At 40.6% G+C, this 16,717-nt stretch carries 19 protein-coding genes; 14 read left to right on the forward strand and 5 right to left on the reverse strand.

Annotation, left to right across the window (positions count from 1 at the left end; all coding sequences use genetic code 11):
- Positions 1 to 43: 43 nt before the first annotated feature.
- Positions 44 to 1,759: a GNAT family N-acyltransferase gene (locus L1264_RS14340; RefSeq protein ID WP_199526990.1), complete on the reverse strand. Its 1,716-nt coding sequence runs from the start codon at positions 1,757 to 1,759 to the stop codon at positions 44 to 46.
- A gap of 123 nt (positions 1,760 to 1,882) precedes the next feature.
- Between L1264_RS14340 and L1264_RS14345 the strand changes: the two genes are divergently transcribed.
- Together L1264_RS14345 and L1264_RS21445 are read left to right on the forward strand one after the other, a co-directional pair.
- Positions 1,883 to 2,803 carry a 2-hydroxyacid dehydrogenase gene (locus L1264_RS14345; protein ID WP_199526989.1) on the forward strand — a complete coding sequence of 307 codons (921 nt, stop codon included), beginning with the start codon at positions 1,883 to 1,885 and terminating at the stop codon, positions 2,801 to 2,803.
- Between the two features lie 97 nt (positions 2,804 to 2,900).
- Positions 2,901 to 3,035: a hypothetical protein gene (locus L1264_RS21445; protein ID WP_268833855.1), complete on the forward strand. Its 135-nt coding sequence runs from the start codon at positions 2,901 to 2,903 to the stop codon at positions 3,033 to 3,035.
- Between the two features lie 62 nt (positions 3,036 to 3,097).
- On the opposite strand, the gene smrA is transcribed toward L1264_RS21445, so the two are convergent.
- The 3 genes from smrA to L1264_RS14360 all read right to left on the reverse strand — a co-directional run bounded on the left by smrA (position 3,098) and on the right by L1264_RS14360 (position 4,617).
- Positions 3,098 to 3,679 (reverse strand): DNA endonuclease SmrA, encoded by a 582-nt coding sequence (gene smrA / locus L1264_RS14350; protein ID WP_199526988.1) that lies wholly within the window; start codon positions 3,677 to 3,679, stop codon positions 3,098 to 3,100.
- 148 nt (positions 3,680 to 3,827) lie between these two features.
- A complete protein-coding gene (locus L1264_RS14355; protein WP_135925610.1) occupies positions 3,828 to 4,073 on the reverse strand; it encodes a hypothetical protein in 246 nt (81 codons plus the stop codon).
- Between the two features lie 100 nt (positions 4,074 to 4,173).
- The gene (locus tag L1264_RS14360; protein WP_135925608.1) at positions 4,174 to 4,617 is read right to left on the reverse strand and encodes a hypothetical protein; all 444 of its coding nucleotides are present in this window, start codon (positions 4,615 to 4,617) and stop codon (positions 4,174 to 4,176) included.
- Between the two features lie 149 nt (positions 4,618 to 4,766).
- On the opposite strand from L1264_RS14360, the gene L1264_RS14365 reads away from it, so the two are divergent.
- Positions 4,767 to 5,150: a response regulator gene (locus tag L1264_RS14365; protein WP_135925605.1), complete on the forward strand. Its 384-nt coding sequence runs from the start codon at positions 4,767 to 4,769 to the stop codon at positions 5,148 to 5,150.
- Between the two features lie 72 nt (positions 5,151 to 5,222).
- On the opposite strand, the gene rpsT is transcribed toward L1264_RS14365, so the two are convergent.
- On the reverse strand, positions 5,223 to 5,483 hold the full coding sequence (rpsT, locus tag L1264_RS14370; protein ID WP_036967030.1) for a 30S ribosomal protein S20: 261 nt from the start codon (positions 5,481 to 5,483) through the stop codon (positions 5,223 to 5,225).
- Between the two features lie 243 nt (positions 5,484 to 5,726).
- Between rpsT and murJ the strand changes: the two genes are divergently transcribed.
- From murJ to L1264_RS14425, 11 genes are all read left to right on the forward strand, one after another.
- On the forward strand, positions 5,727 to 7,307 hold the full coding sequence (gene murJ, locus L1264_RS14375) for a murein biosynthesis integral membrane protein MurJ (protein ID WP_328256168.1): 1,581 nt from the start codon (positions 5,727 to 5,729) through the stop codon (positions 7,305 to 7,307).
- A 73-nt stretch (positions 7,308 to 7,380) separates the two neighbouring features.
- On the forward strand, positions 7,381 to 8,307 hold the full coding sequence (gene ribF, locus L1264_RS14380) for a bifunctional riboflavin kinase/FAD synthetase (protein ID WP_199526987.1): 927 nt from the start codon (positions 7,381 to 7,383) through the stop codon (positions 8,305 to 8,307).
- A 25-nt stretch (positions 8,308 to 8,332) separates the two neighbouring features.
- Complete coding sequence (gene ileS / locus L1264_RS14385) at positions 8,333 to 11,158, forward strand: isoleucine--tRNA ligase (protein WP_199526986.1); 2,826 nt, start codon at positions 8,333 to 8,335, stop codon at positions 11,156 to 11,158.
- Positions 11,159 to 11,167: 9 nt separating this feature from the next.
- A complete protein-coding gene (gene lspA, locus L1264_RS14390) occupies positions 11,168 to 11,668 on the forward strand; it encodes a signal peptidase II (protein ID WP_135925595.1) in 501 nt (166 codons plus the stop codon).
- The gene (fkpB, locus tag L1264_RS14395; protein WP_135925593.1) at positions 11,665 to 12,105 is read left to right on the forward strand and encodes an FKBP-type peptidyl-prolyl cis-trans isomerase; all 441 of its coding nucleotides are present in this window, start codon (positions 11,665 to 11,667) and stop codon (positions 12,103 to 12,105) included. The genes lspA and fkpB overlap by 4 nt, the downstream gene beginning before the upstream one ends.
- Positions 12,105 to 13,034, forward strand: a complete 930-nt coding sequence (gene ispH / locus L1264_RS14400; protein WP_138556832.1) for a 4-hydroxy-3-methylbut-2-enyl diphosphate reductase — start codon at positions 12,105 to 12,107, stop codon at positions 13,032 to 13,034. Before fkpB ends, ispH begins: the two co-directional genes overlap by 1 nt.
- Before the next feature lie 38 nt (positions 13,035 to 13,072).
- Entirely contained in the window at positions 13,073 to 14,098 is a 1,026-nt protein-coding gene (locus L1264_RS14405) for a sensor histidine kinase (protein WP_135925589.1), read from the forward strand.
- The gene (locus L1264_RS14410) at positions 14,095 to 14,805 is read left to right on the forward strand and encodes a LytR/AlgR family response regulator transcription factor (RefSeq protein ID WP_206769149.1); all 711 of its coding nucleotides are present in this window, start codon (positions 14,095 to 14,097) and stop codon (positions 14,803 to 14,805) included. The genes L1264_RS14405 and L1264_RS14410 overlap by 4 nt, the downstream gene beginning before the upstream one ends.
- 117 nt (positions 14,806 to 14,922) lie before the next feature.
- The gene (gene pilV, locus L1264_RS14415; protein WP_199526985.1) at positions 14,923 to 15,477 is read left to right on the forward strand and encodes a type IV pilus modification protein PilV; all 555 of its coding nucleotides are present in this window, start codon (positions 14,923 to 14,925) and stop codon (positions 15,475 to 15,477) included.
- Position 15,478: 1 nt separating this feature from the next.
- Positions 15,479 to 16,474: a PilW family protein gene (locus L1264_RS14420; protein ID WP_199526984.1), complete on the forward strand. Its 996-nt coding sequence runs from the start codon at positions 15,479 to 15,481 to the stop codon at positions 16,472 to 16,474.
- Positions 16,462 to 16,717: pilus assembly PilX family protein (locus L1264_RS14425; protein ID WP_235404154.1), on the forward strand; the 256-nt coding region annotated here is incomplete at its 3' end. The genes L1264_RS14420 and L1264_RS14425, both read left to right, overlap by 13 nt.

A 16,717-nucleotide genomic window follows, 5' to 3' on the forward strand; every position in this document is an offset into this window, starting at 1 on the left:
AAGAAAAAGTCGGCGAACATGCCGACTTATTTTTTAATGACTATTAGCGTGTCTGTCCCAAATACCTTTTGGCTTTACTGGCTTTTACTTTATCTAAGTCGACAAGTACTAATCCATCAATGCAATTATTAAACTCAGGGTCGATGCTAAAACTTAAAAACTGTACGCCGCCTGGCTCGCAAAGTTCAGTGTATTGTTTGAATAGGGTTGGGACCTGAGCGCCGATATTGGCAAGTACATGCTTAAGTTCAACAAAGTCTTCTTTAATGTCATCCCCAGCAAATAACTGAGCACATTGTTCTTTTTGTGCTTCGGTATGGCGATATTCATTATTTGGGATAGCTAACACTTGTTTAGCACCATAATAATGTTGGTAATAATGAACGAGGAGTGATTTTGCTTGCTCAGGGAGTGCGTTAGACACGCTGACTGCGCCAAACAAATAGCGGTATTGCGGGTAACGGTTAACGAATGCGCCGATGCCAAACCACAAATAATCTAGGCTCTTTCTGCCCCAGTATTTGGGTTGCACGAAGCTTCGACCAAGCTCTATACCTTTTTCTAAATACGGTGCCATATCATCGCTGTAGCTAAATAGGCTATCGGTATATAAACCTTTGCGGCCATGTTTTTCTATGATGTCTTGTGCGCAGGCAAGTCGATATGCGCCAACTAGTTCAAGTTGTTTGGCATCCCATAGTACAAGGTGTTGATAATCCATGTCGTATTTATCGATATCACGGCGTTTACCACTGCCTTCACCGACTGCGCGAAACGCAATTTCACGCAGTCGTCCTAGCTCACGGAAAATCGGTGAGCTACCACAGTATTGGTATAAGTAAATTTTCATACCATCAGAGGTTTCACCTAATAATTCACACTCCTCAATGGCTTTTTTAAGGTCTTTAGTCGCTTCTGGGCTGGCTATGGGGGTTTGTGTTTTTAACGGCAGAGGTTTTTTAGTAATAAGTCGATACAGTTGCTTTCTTATCAGCTGAGCTATTTCTTTATCTTTTAAATTCTCGATTAAATATGACTCAGGTGGGATAGATGCACCAATTTCAAACTCTAATGATTTTTGTCGTTGTTTAAACATCTCTTTGACCAATAACAAACTGGCTAATGGTTTATAAATCATTGAGGTGCCGTAAAATAGCGGGCTGTTTTTCGCTTTGATGTAAATAGGTAAAATAGGCGCGTTAGCTTTTTTTGCCATACGTAAAAAACCACTGTTCCATTTACAGTCTTTAATCCCCGTTGGACTTAAGCGCGATACCTCACCTGCAGGGAAAATTAATAACGCACCGTCTGATTTTAAGTGCTGTTGGATATTAGCAAGTTCTTTCTTTTTACTCGTACCAGAGAGGTTATCAACGGGAAGTAGCAACGAGTGCATTGGGGTGATAGACATTAGCATGCGGTTTGCAACGACCTTTAAGTCAGGGCGCACAGTTGATAAGACTTTTATTAGCGCTAATGCATCGAGTGAACCAATTGGGTGGTTTGCCACAATAATAATATTGCCTTCACTAGGTATATGCTCCATTTGCTTTGGCTTGTAGCGTGTGTCAAAGTCTAGCTCTTCGAGCACCTGCTCTACAAATTCAAGTCCTTGTAAGTGTGGGTATGCATCACCAAAGGCAACAAACTCTTGCTCATGTAATAAATAACCCAGGCCTTTTTTTACTAAGCCTTTTACTTTTGGTGAATTTTCTAACTGTGGTAAATTTGCTTCTATTACTTTATCAACACTGATCATACAAACCTCAAACATAAACGCATTCAGCGATGAAATTAGGTTAAGAGTTTGCTGTGACAGTTAGGTTGCAGTTGTGTGACTTTTTAATGAGCGCTTTGAGTACGAGGCAAAATGGAGAAGACAATGATTTTACTTGTGGCTATAACAGGCCGAGATTGCAGCCAATTAATTGCTAAGCTGCAAGCTTTATTACCAGAGGTCAAGGTACAGCTTTGGTCAGAGTGTACTGATTACGAAGCGGTTGAATTTGTGCTTGCTTGGAATGCGCCCGCTTATTTATGGCCTAAGTTAGTAAATTTAAAAGCCGTTTCTTCTTTTGGTGCGGGTGTTGATAGCATTGATTTAACGAAGATAGCTGAACATGTTCCCGTTGTTAGAATTGTTGATGATAACCTGGCTAATGATATGGCAGAGTATGTGTTGACCCATGTATTGGCACACAAGCTTAGGCTTAAAGAGTATTATTTAAAACAATCAGCCGGCAGTTGGAAGCCAAAGCGAGCGTATTCACAGCAACATGTGGGTATTTTAGGTTATGGTGAACTAGGCAAAGCTTGTGCTAAGCGCTTACTTGCAAATGGCTTTAAAGTGAGCGCTTGGTCTAATAGTGAAAAACATGATTCTGAGGTGGACACGTATTACACACAGCATGGATTAGATGACATGCTTGGTCAAATTGATTATCTCGTTTGCTTACTACCACTTAATCAGCACACTCAAGGCATTATAAATAAATCACTCATTAGCAAACTGCAAAGCCATACGGTACTAATTAATGTTGCCAGAGGCAAACATGTTGTTGATGAAGATTTACTCGAGGCACTTGATAATGAGCAATTACGTGGCGCTACGCTAGATGTGTTTAGCGAAGAGCCTTTGCCTAAAACACACCCCTATTGGTCTCATGACAAAGTGACCTTCACCCCACACTGTGCTGCATTGTCAGATATAGAGTCAGTTACTTTGCAAATTTCAGATAATGTAAAGAGACTAATTGAAGGTAAAAACCTAATGAATCAGATTGATAGAACAAAAGGTTATTGACAAATTACAAATTAGTTTAATAAACACCTTGTTAACATCTGTAACTTTGTTATTCTGTTGTTGCTCAATAAAAAAACAACAATAAAAAAGAGGCGTTATGAAATCTAATCAAGGTGGAGCTAAATTTAGTCTAGTCGTAGTGTCAGTAATCGTTCTTGGTGTTTCAGCATGGTTTAATCAAGCTAATGCATCGGACCAGCCAGCTCAGGCCACTGAAGTTAGCCAATCATAACCAACCAATCTCAGTAAGTATGTGCAGCATGTTTTAATGCTGCACTTCAATCGCATTTTCTATTAACTTCTTTTTGAATGGATTTCTCTGTTCTCGTGTTTCTTCTCGTCTGACTTTTTAATCATCACATACGTTGCACCGCTACCACCATGATGCTTAAGGGCACTATGAAACGCTAAAACTGCTGGAATTTCTTGTAGCCACTTATTGGTATAGCTTTTTAAAATACCTGGTTGTGATTTATTTTTGATACCAATGCCGTGACGTATAAGCACGACACGAATATTTCGTTTGTGGCAGTCATCAATAAAATTTAAAAGCGTGCTGCGAGCTCGTTGAAGAGGCTGACCATGCAAATCAAGCGTGGCATCAAGTTGATATTTAGCTAAACGCAGATTTTTATATACTTGGCCTTGTACACCATCTTTTTTAAATGCCAATATGGCATGGGGATCTAACAGCTCAACAAACTCACTGCGTAAATAGTTTTCATCAATTGCTAAATCACACTCAGCTGCTTTACGTTTTTCTTGTTGCGCTAGTGAAGGGCCTTGTTTCGTGGAATCAAATTGAACAGTGTCATGCTTAAGAGGTTTTACGTCTTCCATTGACGAAAGAAATAAGTCGAAGTCGTTAAATGACACAGTGCACCTCCAAATTATTTATATACGACTAATATGGTATCTCAGTTCAGTCATCTTGTAAGCAAAAAAAAGCCCAAACAGAATGCTGCTTGGGCAGAAAAGATGATAGATGGGATAGCCTATTCTATCAATTTATCTTAGGAGAAGATTAACCTTGATTGATATTCAGTTGGCCAAATGTATAGACCTTGAATAAATAAAATGTATTGATCAACACTAAGCTCATATTCGAGATAACGCTTGACGACATTAGATCTAAGCTAAATGATAGAAACAATAAACTACACGCGCTGATCGCTGCAAAACGTAGTAATGTCAGCTGGTTAATAAAAAATGCACCTAATCCTAGGGCAAGTAGCGTTAAGTTTAAAAGCCAATCTAGCTCGTTTACCATGGTCGTATCAATTCATATCTGTGTTGAAAAAGGAGCGCCATTATGGTGATCTTTTACACAGCTTTCAACCAAGTAATTTTTAATTTTCAGATTAGTTTTTTTAATCTATTGTTAGTTTTTTCATTGCTGCGAAGAAACCACTTTTATCTGTCACACGGTACTTCTGGCAAGTGTCTGGTTTACGCTTATCTTGGCAAAGATAAATAACGTTACGACTTAGGTCTGCACGGGGACTGAGGGTTGAATCAAATAAGTTTGCTCCATAGCCAAAAATGCCTGGCCAGAACACACTCTGAGATACCATACCAAGCTTTTCATAGGTGATTAAAATAGGTTTTGGTGTAATTAGTAGAATTAATACAACCGCTGCGAGTGTATACCAACGTGCTTTACTTTTTTTAAGCTCGATTTCAGGAATGCTTTGTTGCGCGGCTTGTGCACGTGCTTGTTGTTGGTTTACTGGTCTTTGTCGCTTTGCTTGTGTTGGTTTTTTTCGTTCAGGTGTTTTACCAAGCAAAGATTGTTTTTTTATTTTATTAGACATAAAGCTTATCTGGCCTTTTATATATAGCTCTCTATAATGAGATTATAACGAAGTTTTTGATATAATAGTCAAATTCAAAGCGTAAATTATTTATTTAAGTTAATATTGTATTAGCAATAAGTGTTATCTTTAAAGATTAGAGGAATAGTATGGACACGCAGCTTTCAATTCTTATCGTGGACGATGTTGGCACCGTGCGTAGCTTTTTAAACCAAACGCTTATGCACCTAGGTATCGATAATGTTCGAGAGGCATCCACAGCAGCGCAGTGTTTGAGCGCGTGCAAAGAGAAGGAGTTTAATATTATCTTTTTAGATATTGAACTACCTGATGGTGACGGTAAGGAAATCATCTCACAGATAAATGATATTTCACCTGAAGCAAATGTTGTTATGGTGTCTGCACATTCAACAGTGGAAAATGTTAAAGAAGCGATTGAAAAGGGCGCCAAAGGTTTCGTTGTAAAGCCTTTTACCCCAAAGAAGATCGCGGCAATGCTGAAAAAGTTTTACCCCGATTTAGAGATTGCATAGCAGTTATCTGAAAAACATTAAGATAAAAAAAAACCGGCAAAAGCCGGTTTTTTTATATTCATCAAAAACAAATTATAGCGCTTTGATTTTAGCTGCTAAACGGCTCTTGTGACGAGCTGCTTTGTTCTTGTGGATTAGACCTTTAGTTGCGTAACGGTCTAGGATAGGTGTTGCAACAGCGAATGCCGCTTGTGCAGCTTCTTTGTCGCCCGCTTCAATTGCAGCAACTACTTTTTTGAAGTAAGTGCGCATCATTGAACGACGGCTTGCGTTATGTTGACGATTTTTTTCGCTCGTAATAGCGCGTTTTTTTGCAGACTTGATGTTAGCCAAGGTTTGCTCCTAACAATCTTAAAATAAGCTTAATTTAAAGGCCGTGGAATATGCCTGTTTTTATCATGAATGTCAACGAAATTTTGACATCTCAAGAAAAACTGCTCCTTATAACGAACATCAATTTGCCGCTTTAGCAGTTAATATCGCTATTGTAACAAAGGGTCGGGTTCGAGCCTAGTGCTTTAAAGATATTTTAGGCATAATCGCCCATCTTATAAGATTTTTGATAACGGGTTTAAGGTGGCAAAAGGATTATTTCGTTCCGGAATGATAGTCAGTGCTATGACAATGATTTCGCGTATTTTAGGATTGGTGCGAGATGCTGTAGTGGCTAATTTACTGGGGGCAAGTGCCGCAGCGGATGTGTTTTTGTTTGCCAATCGAATTCCTAATTTTTTACGTCGCTTATTTGCAGAAGGCGCTTTTGCACAAGCATTTGTACCTGTTCTATCTGAGATAAAAGAACAGCAAGGCGATGATAAGGTCAGGTTGTTTGTTGCTCAAGCTGCCGGTACTTTGGGTACCATTTTATTAGCGGTTACTCTATTTGGTGTGGTTGCCTCGCCTGTCATTGCTGCATTATTTGGTACTGGCTGGTTTATTGATTGGTGGCAAGGCGGCGAAAATGCCGAAAAGTTCGTTCTTGCTAGTGCGCTGTTAAAACTGACTTTCCCGTATTTATTTTTTGTGAGTCTGGTAGCCCTCAGCGGTGCGGTTATGAACGTATATAATCGCTTTGCCGTTGCCGCTTTTACACCCGTACTTTTAAACGTATCAATTATTACTTGCGCTATTTTTCTACATGATAAGTTTTCGGTGGGGGCGTATGCGCTTGCCATCGGCGTATTTGTGGGTGGTCTAATTCAGTTACTGTTCCAGTTGCCGTTTTTGTATCGTGCCCGCATGCTGAGCCGCCCTAAATGGGGGTGGCAAGATGAAAACGTCAAAAAAGTTAGAAAGCTCATGCTACCTGCCTTGTTTGGCGTTTCGATAAGCCAAATAAACTTGTTACTCGATACCATGATTGCCTCTATGTTAATGACAGGCTCTATCGCTTGGCTTTATTACTCAGACCGATTGATTGAGTTTCCTCTAGGCTTATTTGGTATTGGTATCGCAACGGTCATATTGCCTGCATTGTCAAAATTGCATAGCACAAAAAGTACAAAAGATTTTCAGCTGACCCTTGATTGGGGGGTAAGGTTTGTCATTTTCTTAGGCTTGCCTGCCATGTTTGGTTTAATGGTAATTAGCCCGCTCATTATTACGGTTTTATTTGACCACGGTGCGTTTCAGGACGGTGAAATTGATCATGTCCAAGCGGTGAGCTACGGTGTGATGGCTTATTCAGTGGGATTAGTTAGTTTTATGCTAATCAAAGTGTTAGCGCCAGGCTTTTATTCGCGTCAAGATACAAAAACCCCCGTTAAAATTGGTATTAAAACTCTGGTTTTAAACATGGTGTTTAACATTATGTTGGCACCATTTATTGGTTATTTAGGTCTGGCTTTGGCCACATCAATGTCGGCTAGTTGTAATGCTTATTTGTTGTATCATCAATTACGTAAAGAAGGGGTCTATCAGTTTTCTGCGATGAGCCTTGGTTTTACCTTTAAGTGTTTGTTTTCAAGTTTATTAATGGCTGCGTCTGTGTGGTACGTAGGCCAGCAATTTATATGGCAAGCTTGGCACTTTACTGAGCAAGTGTTGTTGTTGGGCGGGTTATTAGTGTTGGCGGTTTTTGTATATTTTGCAGCCTTATTCATTTTAGGCGTGCGACTAAATACGATAAAAAGTGTTGCAACTACTGAATCAAACTAAAAAAAAGATTATAATCGACGCTTCAAGCCCGATATCAATGTTTTGGGCTCGCTGATAAAGGCAAAAAGGTGGCATGGAGTTAATTAGAGGTATTCACAATATTCGCGCGCAGCATTATGGCTGTGTGTTGACCATTGGTAATTTTGATGGTGTGCACTTAGGTCATGCAGAAGTGATTAAAGGCTTGCTGCAAGACGCAGAAAAGCATCAATTGCCAAGTACCGTGATGTTATTTGAGCCTCAGCCACAAGAATTTTTTGCTAAAGATAATGCTCCAGCGCGTTTAACTCGACTACGTGATAAGCTTAGCTTACTTGCTAAATTGGGAGTGGAGCGAGTGATTTGCATTAGCTTCAATCAGCAATTTGCCAATATGGAAGCAGAGCAGTTTGTAAGCCAAGTATTGGTTGATAAGTTAGGTGTAAAAGCTCTGACTGTAGGCGATGACTTTTGCTTTGGAAAGCGGCGCCGTGGTGATTTTGCGTTGCTTAAAGCCATGGGTGTTGAGTTAAACATGGATGTGAAAAGTACTGCGAGTTTTCGCAGGCTCAATGATAGAGTGAGCAGTACTCTTATTCGCCAGGCACTTGCTGCAGGGCAATTAGAAGACGCAAAAACCATGTTAGGTCATGGTTATGCAATTTCTGGACGTGTTATTCATGGCTGGGCAAAAGGTCGTGAATTAGGATTCAGAACGGCCAATATAGCACTAAAACGCCAAGTATGCCCTGTAAATGGGGTGTTCGCGGTACGAGCAAAAGTTGGCGAAAAAGAATTATTTGGGGTTGCAAATATTGGCAACAAACCCACATTTAATGGAACACGCGCTTTGTTAGAGGTTCATCTGTTCGACTTTGCGCAAGACATTTATGGACAATTTATGCACGTGGAGCTAATTAAAAAGCTTCGCGATGAGAAAAAATTCGAGACATTAACACAACTGACGGCGCAGATTGCAGATGATGTGACCGCCGCTAAGCAGTGTTTTGGTTTAAATTAGGTAGCCGATACGGAAAGTAGGATTAATGAGCGACTACAAACATACTTTGAATTTACCGGAAACAGCGTTTCCAATGCGCGGCAATTTGGCTCAACGTGAACCAAAGATGCTTAAGACATGGTATGAAGACGATCTTTATGGTCAAATTCGCAGCGCTAAAAAAGGTAAAAAAACCTTCATTTTGCATGACGGCCCTCCGTATGCAAACGGTGATATCCATTTAGGCCACTCGGTAAACAAAATTCTTAAAGATATTATTGTTAAGTCAAAAACCTTGTCTGACTTTGATGCACCTTATGTGCCTGGTTGGGACTGTCACGGTTTACCAATTGAGTTAATGGTTGAGAAGAAGGTAGGCAAACCAGGTGTGAAAGTGTCTGCTGCTGAGTTCCGTGAAAAGTGTCGCGAATACGCTAAGAAACAAGTTGAAGGTCAAAAAACAGACTTCAAACGTCTTGGTGTGTTTGGTGATTGGGACAAGCCTTACCTAACAATGAACTTTGACTTTGAAGCGAATGCTATTCGCGTACTTGGTCGCATCATTAAAAATGGTCACTTACATAAAGGTGCTAAGCCTGTTCACTGGTGTACAGATTGTGGTTCAGCACTTGCTGAAGCAGAGGTTGAATACCAAGATAAACAGTCACCAGCAATCGATGTGCGTTTTGAATTTGCTGATCAAGAGGCTGTAATCAATGCGTTTGAACTTGCCGAAGGCCATGAAGGTAGCGGTGCAGTTAGTACTGTTATCTGGACAACTACACCTTGGACATTACCAGCTAACCGTGCAGTAGCAGTTCACGAAAAGCTTGAATATGCCCTAGTTCAAGTTGATGACGAAGGCGCACAGCAGCGTTTAATTTTAGGTTCAGAGCTAGTAAAAGATGCAATGGACCGTTATGGCTTTAAGCATTACCATGTACTAGGTTATGTAAAAGGTGCGGCACTTGAGAATTTACAGGTTGCTCACCCGTTCTATGACTTCACAGTGCCTGTAATTGTTGCTGATCACGTAACGACTGATTCTGGTACTGGTGTTGTTCATACTGCGCCTGGTCACGGTCAAGAGGATTTCGCGGCAGGTCTTGCTTATGGTTTAGAAGTTGCTAACCCTGTTGGTGCAAACGGTGTTTACTTACCTGACACACCGATGTTTGCTGGTCAGCACGTATTTAAAGCAAATGCGAGCGTTATTGACGTATTAACTGAAAACAATGCGTTATTACACCATCATGCGCTTACACATAGCTACCCACATTGCTGGCGTCATAAAACACCTATTATCTTCCGTGCTACGCCACAGTGGTTCGTAAGTATGGACCAAGCTAACCTTCGTCAAGATTCATTAAACGAAATCAAAAAGACTGAGTGGTTGCCTGAGTGGGGCGAGAGCCGCATTGCAAACATGGTTGAAGGCCGTCCTGATTGGTGTATTTCACGTCAACGTACATGGGGTGTGCCAATTGCATTATTTGTTGATAAAGACACAGGTGCGCTTCACCCAAATACGCAAGAGCTAATCGAAGAAGCCGCAAAACTGGTTGAGAAATCAGGTATTCAAGCTTGGTATGACTTAGACCCTGCAACCTTACTTGGCGATGACGCTGAGCAATACATGAAAGTACAAGATACGTTAGATGTATGGTTTGACTCAGGTGTGACTCACGCATGTGTGGTTGATGCACGTGAAGATTTAACCGGTCCTGCTGATCTTTACTTAGAAGGCTCAGATCAACACCGTGGTTGGTTTATGTCGTCAATGATGACTTCGGTTGCTATCAATGGTCATGCGCCATATAAACAAGTGTTAACACATGGTTTCACAGTTGATGAAAACGGCCGCAAAATGTCTAAATCATTAGGCAATGTAATTTCGCCACAAAACGTGATGAACAAACTAGGTGCTGACATCTTACGTTTATGGGTTGCATCAACTGACTTTACAGCAGAAATGACTGTATCTGATGAAATCTTTAAACGTTCTGCTGACCGTTACCGTCGTATTCGTAACACAAGCCGTTACTTACTTGCGAACCTTAATGGTTTTGATCCAAAAACTGATAAAGTTGCGATTGAAGACATGGTTGAGCTTGATCGTTGGATTGTGGGCCGTGCAGCTGAGCTTCAAGATGAAATCTTAGCGGCTTACGATAAGTATCAAATGTTACTTGTAACGCAAAAGCTAATGAACTTCTGTACTGGTGAACTTGGTTCGTTCTACTTAGACGTAATCAAAGATCGTCAATACACAGCGAAAAGCGATAGCCATGCCCGTCGTTCATGTCAAACTGCGCTTTACCACATTGCTGAAGCAATGACGCGTTGGATGGCACCGATTTTAAGCTTTACTGCACAAGAAATTTGGGAAGCATTACCAGGCGAACGTGATAATTTTGTGTTCACTTCAGTTTGGTATGATGGTTTACAAGCCTCTTCACAAGGTAAGTTCAGCAACGATGATTGGTTAACAATCCTTAATGTTCGTGATGAAGTAAACCGAGTACTAGAAGCGGCTCGTAAAGAAGAAATTATAGGTGCAACATTACAAGCAAACGTAAGTATTTACGCAGGTGAAGAGCTAAGTTCGAAATTAGCTGCGTTAGGTGATGAGTTGCGCTTTGTACTATTAACGTCGGGCGTAACTGTTGAAACTGTGACAACACAACCTGAAGGTACTCAAGCTACAGAAATTGATGGTTTATTCATTAAAGTTGCTGCAACAACCGCTGAAAAATGTGAGCGTTGTTGGCATTACTGTGATGATGTAGGTGCAGAGCCAGCGCACCCTGAAATCTGTGGTCGTTGTGTTAGCAATGTTGACGGCGATGGTGAACAGCGTCAGTTCGCGTAGGAGTTGTTTGTGAGCAAACTAGCCGGAAAAAGTGGCTTAGTTTGGCTATGGCTGAGTCTACTACTTTTAGTAGTAGACCATGCGACAAAAACACTTGTTGTTAATACCATGGCCTACAAAGAGTCGATAGATATTCTGCCTTTCTTTAATTTTACCTACGTACATAACTATGGTGCGGCATTTAGCTTTTTAAGTGATTCAGGTGGTTGGCAGCGTTGGTTTTTTAGCATAATAGCGGTAACGATCAGTGTTCTTTTAGTATGGTGGCTTAAACGCTTACCCGCGACGAACAAGGTATTATGTTCTGCTTATGCGTTAGTATTAGCCGGTGCAATTGGCAACTTATACGACCGCATCGCTTATGGCTATGTTATTGACTTTTTGCATGTATATTACGAAAACTGGCACTTTCCTGTTTTCAATATTGCCGATTGCGCAATTTGTATCGGTGCCGCATTACTATTATTTGATGCCTTCACAGGCGAAAGTCCGAAGGAGCAACAAGCATGAGCCAAGCTGTAATTGGTGAAAACTCTGAAGTGATCTTTCATTTCTCAATTAAGTTAGAAGATGGCTCTGCAGCCGACTCAACTAAGGTACATAATAAACCTGCAAAATTGCGAATGGGTGATGGTAGCCTGACAGAAAACTTTGAAAAATGTTTACTAGGTTTAGCCGCCGGTGACAGCAAGTCATTTGCATTAGAGCCTGAAGATGCATTTGGTCAGCCAAATCCAGATAACATTTATTATGTGGATCGCAGTAAGTTTGGTGCAGATACCCCTGCTGAAGTAGGTAACATTATTGCCTTTACTCAGCCTGATGGCACTGAGTTACCCGGTCTTGTTCGTGAAGTTCAAGGTGAATCGGTCACAATTGACTTTAATCACCCACTTGCAGGGCAGCGCTTAACCTTTGAAGTCGATATTTTAGAGGTAACAGGTTAATGGATATTTTATTAGCGAATCCACGTGGTTTTTGCGCTGGTGTCGACCGTGCAATTAGTATTGTGGAGCGCGCACTCGATATCTTTGAAAAGCCAATCTATGTGCGTCATGAAGTGGTTCACAATCGATATGTTGTTGATGGCTTAAAAAATCGCGGTGCAGTTTTTGTTGAAGAGCTAGATCAGGTTCCTGACGATAGTATTGTTATCTTCAGTGCGCATGGTGTATCGCAAGCCGTTCGAAGTGAAGCAAAACGTCGCGACCTTAAAGTGTTCGATGCAACCTGCCCACTGGTAACAAAAGTACATATGGAAGTAACACGAGCCAGCCGTAAAGGTATTGAGTGTGTATTGATTGGTCACCATGGCCATCCTGAGGTTGAAGGTACTATGGGTCAGTACGACAACGAAGCGGGCGGTATTTACTTAGTAGAAACCCCTGAAGATGTTGCCGTTTTATCTGTTAAAAATCCTGAAAACCTTTTTTACTGTAGCCAGACCACGTTATCTGTTGATGATACGGCAGATGTGATTGATGCACTACGTACTAAGTTTCCGGCCATTGATGGCCCGCGTAAAGACGACATTTGTTATGCTACGCAAAACCGTCAAGATGCGGTTCGTGACTTAGCTGATAAAGTGGATGTACTGCTTGTAGTAGGGGCTAAAAATAGTTCTAACTCAAATCGTTTACGTGAGCTTGCTGACAAAATGGGCACCACTGCTTATTTAATTGATGATGCAAGTAATGTTGAAGCGGATTGGTTTAACAATGTAAATGCCGTAGGTGTGACTGCTGGGGCATCTGCGCCAGAAGTTTTAGTTCAACAGGTTATTACTCGTTTAAAAGAACTGGGTGGTAATCAAGTTGTTGAAAATCCTGGTGAAGAAGAGAACATAGTATTTGCCGTTCCTGTTGAGCTACGCTAATCTAAGCAAATAGTAGTCAACAGTTAAAAGAGGAGCCCATGAGCAAACAGCCAAATTCACACGGCTTGCTGATTGCGGCTCTTTTCCAATCCCGTGGTGTACTCGCCATACTTATCGTCAGTCAAGTTATTGCTGTTTTATTGGCGTTTTCACCGTTAAGTTTTGGTGATGTCTGGTTACGTCTGGCCATTTTTAGTTTCTTTTTGCACCTTATTTTCTTATCTAGTCTTTCTTGTCTTTATCTCTCACGGTCTGTGCTTACTAAATTATCTCAGGCAGTACAGTTATCTATCTTAGTAATTGTTTTACTGATTTTTACATACTTGTATAGCTTTGCAGTGCTAAACGTATTCGCAGATATCTTTGAAATGGTATCTAAGACGCACTTTATTGTGAGTAATCTGCTGATAATTTTTTTGGTTACAGTGCTTTTTGTTCAATTTTTGCTGATGCATAATCAAAAGGAGCAGCAAACAAAAGCCCTGGCTAAAGCCAAATTAGATGCGCTTCAAGCCCGCATTCGTCCTCATTTCCTATTTAATAGTTTGAATACTGCTGCTGAGCTAACCCACTATGATGTGGTGGCCGCAGAACAAGCCATTCTCGCATTAGCTGCACTCTCTCAGGCTGCTATGAAAAGTGGTAAAGCTATTTTACTTACCGATGAAATAACACTATGCCAACAATATATAGCACTAGAGCGATGGCGTTACGGAGAACGGCTAACAGTAAACTGGCAGTTACTTGATAAACTACCTGATATCGATATCCCATGTTTGACTCTCCAACCTCTTATTGAGAATGCAGTATTTTATGGGATCGAGACAGCAGAGCACGGTGAAATAAATGTCGAAATGCACCAGTCTGATAAAACTTACACATTTATTATTACTAACCCAGTAGTGAAGAACATCATGAATGAAAGGTCGGGTAATGGTATGGCACTTGATAATATTCGTGAACGCTTATCACTGTTTTATCAACGAAAGGCAACAATAACAACCACTCATCGCGATGGAATATTTAGGGTAAAACTTGTATTACCAAGGCAGAAAACAGCATGATAAAAGTATTAATTGTTGATGATGAACCGCTAGCTCGAGCACGTATTTCAAGGTTATTGTCAGAGCATAGTAATTATACAGTGATTGGTGATGCCTGTAATGGCGAACAAGCAATTGAATATTGTAAACAGTTACAGCCTGATGTCGTGCTACTCGATATTAATATGCCCAAGCTTAATGGGCTGGAGGTTGCTGCGACATTAAAGCAATTAACCATACCACCTGCCATCGTATTTCTTACAGCTCACCCTGAGCACGCACTAGAGGCATTCCAACTCTGTGCTGATGGTTATTTAGTAAAACCAGTTTCTGAGTCTTCGCTTAATCAAACATTATCGCAACTTAGCAAGCTTAATCGAACTCAATTAAGTGACTCTGCTAAAAGCTACATAAGTTATCAGCTCGGTGGTGTATTGCGCAGAGTAAATATTGAGAATGTGATTTGTTGCATTGCGGAACAAAAATATACTCGTGTCGTATTCGAAGGGGGCGAAGCAATCATTGAACAGAGCCTTAAACAACTCGAGCGTACTTTCCCTATACAATTATTGCGAATACATCGTAATACCCTTGTAAATAAGCAACATATTTATAGTTTAAACAGCCGACAGCCTGGTGGGCATACTTTAATTATGAACCAACTAGAAGAGGCTTTATCTGTTAGTCGTCGGGAATTAAAAGCGGTAAAAGCTGCATTGGGTAACTAGGAGCGAGAGTTTCACTGACCGTTCATCTAACATATTGACCGTTTATACATACACCTATTGCTATTATTTTTAGGCTTCTTATGCTTAAGGTATGTCAATTTATTAGCCACGTTCATTATGAAAAATAACTCTCATCAACAGGGCTTTACCTTAATCGAGGTGCTCATTGCATTTATTATATTGAGCCTTGGTTTATTAGGTGCTATCGCGCTTCAAGCGAAAGCAAAGCAAGCAAGTTTTGATGCTATGCAGCGCTCGGCTGCAATAGCGTTAGGGAATGATATTATCCACCGCATGAGAGCAAATGATACGGCAACTTTTTCAGCGCTATATAGTGGGCAGTTTCATAGCCAATCAGCATTAGGTAAAGTCTCTAGCTGTTATCAGGCGACATGCTCTCCACAGCAAATCGCTGCACTTGATAAACAGCAATGGGTGCGAGCAATTCAGGCACGAGAAAACACCGGAGCTCTGGATGAAGCAAGGGTGTGCATTAAAGCCACTGCAGTCTCAGGGGGCCTTCCAAGTGAGTATAATATTGAAGTGATCGTTAGTTGGCGTGGTCGACAAGAGTTTAAAGCAAGTGCAGAAAACTTAAAAACCGGATGTGGTTCAGTAAATGACCGTCGTCGCCTTGTCGTTCTTAACAGCTATATTTATTTAAGGTCGTAAGATGAATAAGTATAAAGGTTTTACGTTAATTGAAATGATGGTTGCCTTGTTCATAGGTGGTATTGTTTTAGGTGGTGTTGTTTTCACTTATATCAGTATGAAAGTGACTACTAAAAATACGATGATGATTGGCGAGCTGCAAGAAACTGGCAGATTAGCCCTTAATATACTACAGCGGGATATTGAGCAAGTTGGTTTTTGGGGAACTTTTTATGAGGATTCTTTTTCTGCTGCTAATACGCGACTAAACTTAGTAGCAAATCCTAGCCCTGATTGCTCTGTCGGTTTAAATAATGGTAGTTTCCCTGACCTAGCTTCTAGTACTAATTTTCGTTCAATTTATGCAGTGCAAGCTGCAGGCTCCTCTGCGCTGGGGTGTATTCGTGACGCTGTAGTAAATACGGATGTATTACAATTAAAGTTTTTAGAAGGCTTTCAAACTGAGCCAAGGTATACAAATTCTAGTTCGCACTATTTTGTAGCTGAGCAAGAATTTGCAATGTTTACTCGTGGCCCAGTTAATGCTGCTTCAATTAATCCAAACGCTACGGTGTGGCGTTATCGCCATAATGTTTATTACGTCTCTAAAGAAACTATTTATATCAATAAAAAACGTGTTGTTATTCCTGTTCTGAAACGAAAAAGATTGACCCCAGTACGCGGTATTTATACAGAAACTGTTATGGAGGGAGTTGAAAATATGCGGTTTGTTTTTGGCTTAGACACCACTAATGATAGTCGAGTTGACACTTATAAAAGTATTAATCAAATGACGGCTACTGATTGGGAGAATAGGCGTGGAATTTTGACAGTACAAGTTTTTTTACTTGCTAGATCGTTGATGCCAGATGATAACTTAAAGGTTAATAATCAAACCTATGAGCTAGGTGAAGGATCAAGCAGCAGAAAGCTTACATTTAAGGATAAATATCGACGCGCAATTTTTACAACAACCATTAGATTAAACAATGTAGGAGCAAATTTGTGGCGCATTTAAACCCTCCTAAAAAGCAACAGGGCATAGTATTGATCCTTGCTCTAATTATGGTTGTTGCAGTAACAGGGATTGCTGTAACTTTAATGAATAGCAGTAGTATTGATGCAAAAATAACAGCCGCGGTACAAGAGCGTGAAGTTGCTGAAAATGAAGTTATGGGTACAGTGCTGAAGGTGATTGCAAATCAAGCTGCTGCTGGAAGAAATAGTGCTTTTTTTAAAAAGCCTGAGCAAATACCTGAGG

This window comes from Pseudoalteromonas sp. APAL1 (genome assembly GCF_021532475.1).
GTDB classification, from domain to species: Bacteria; Pseudomonadota; Gammaproteobacteria; order Enterobacterales; family Alteromonadaceae; genus Pseudoalteromonas; species Pseudoalteromonas lipolytica_C.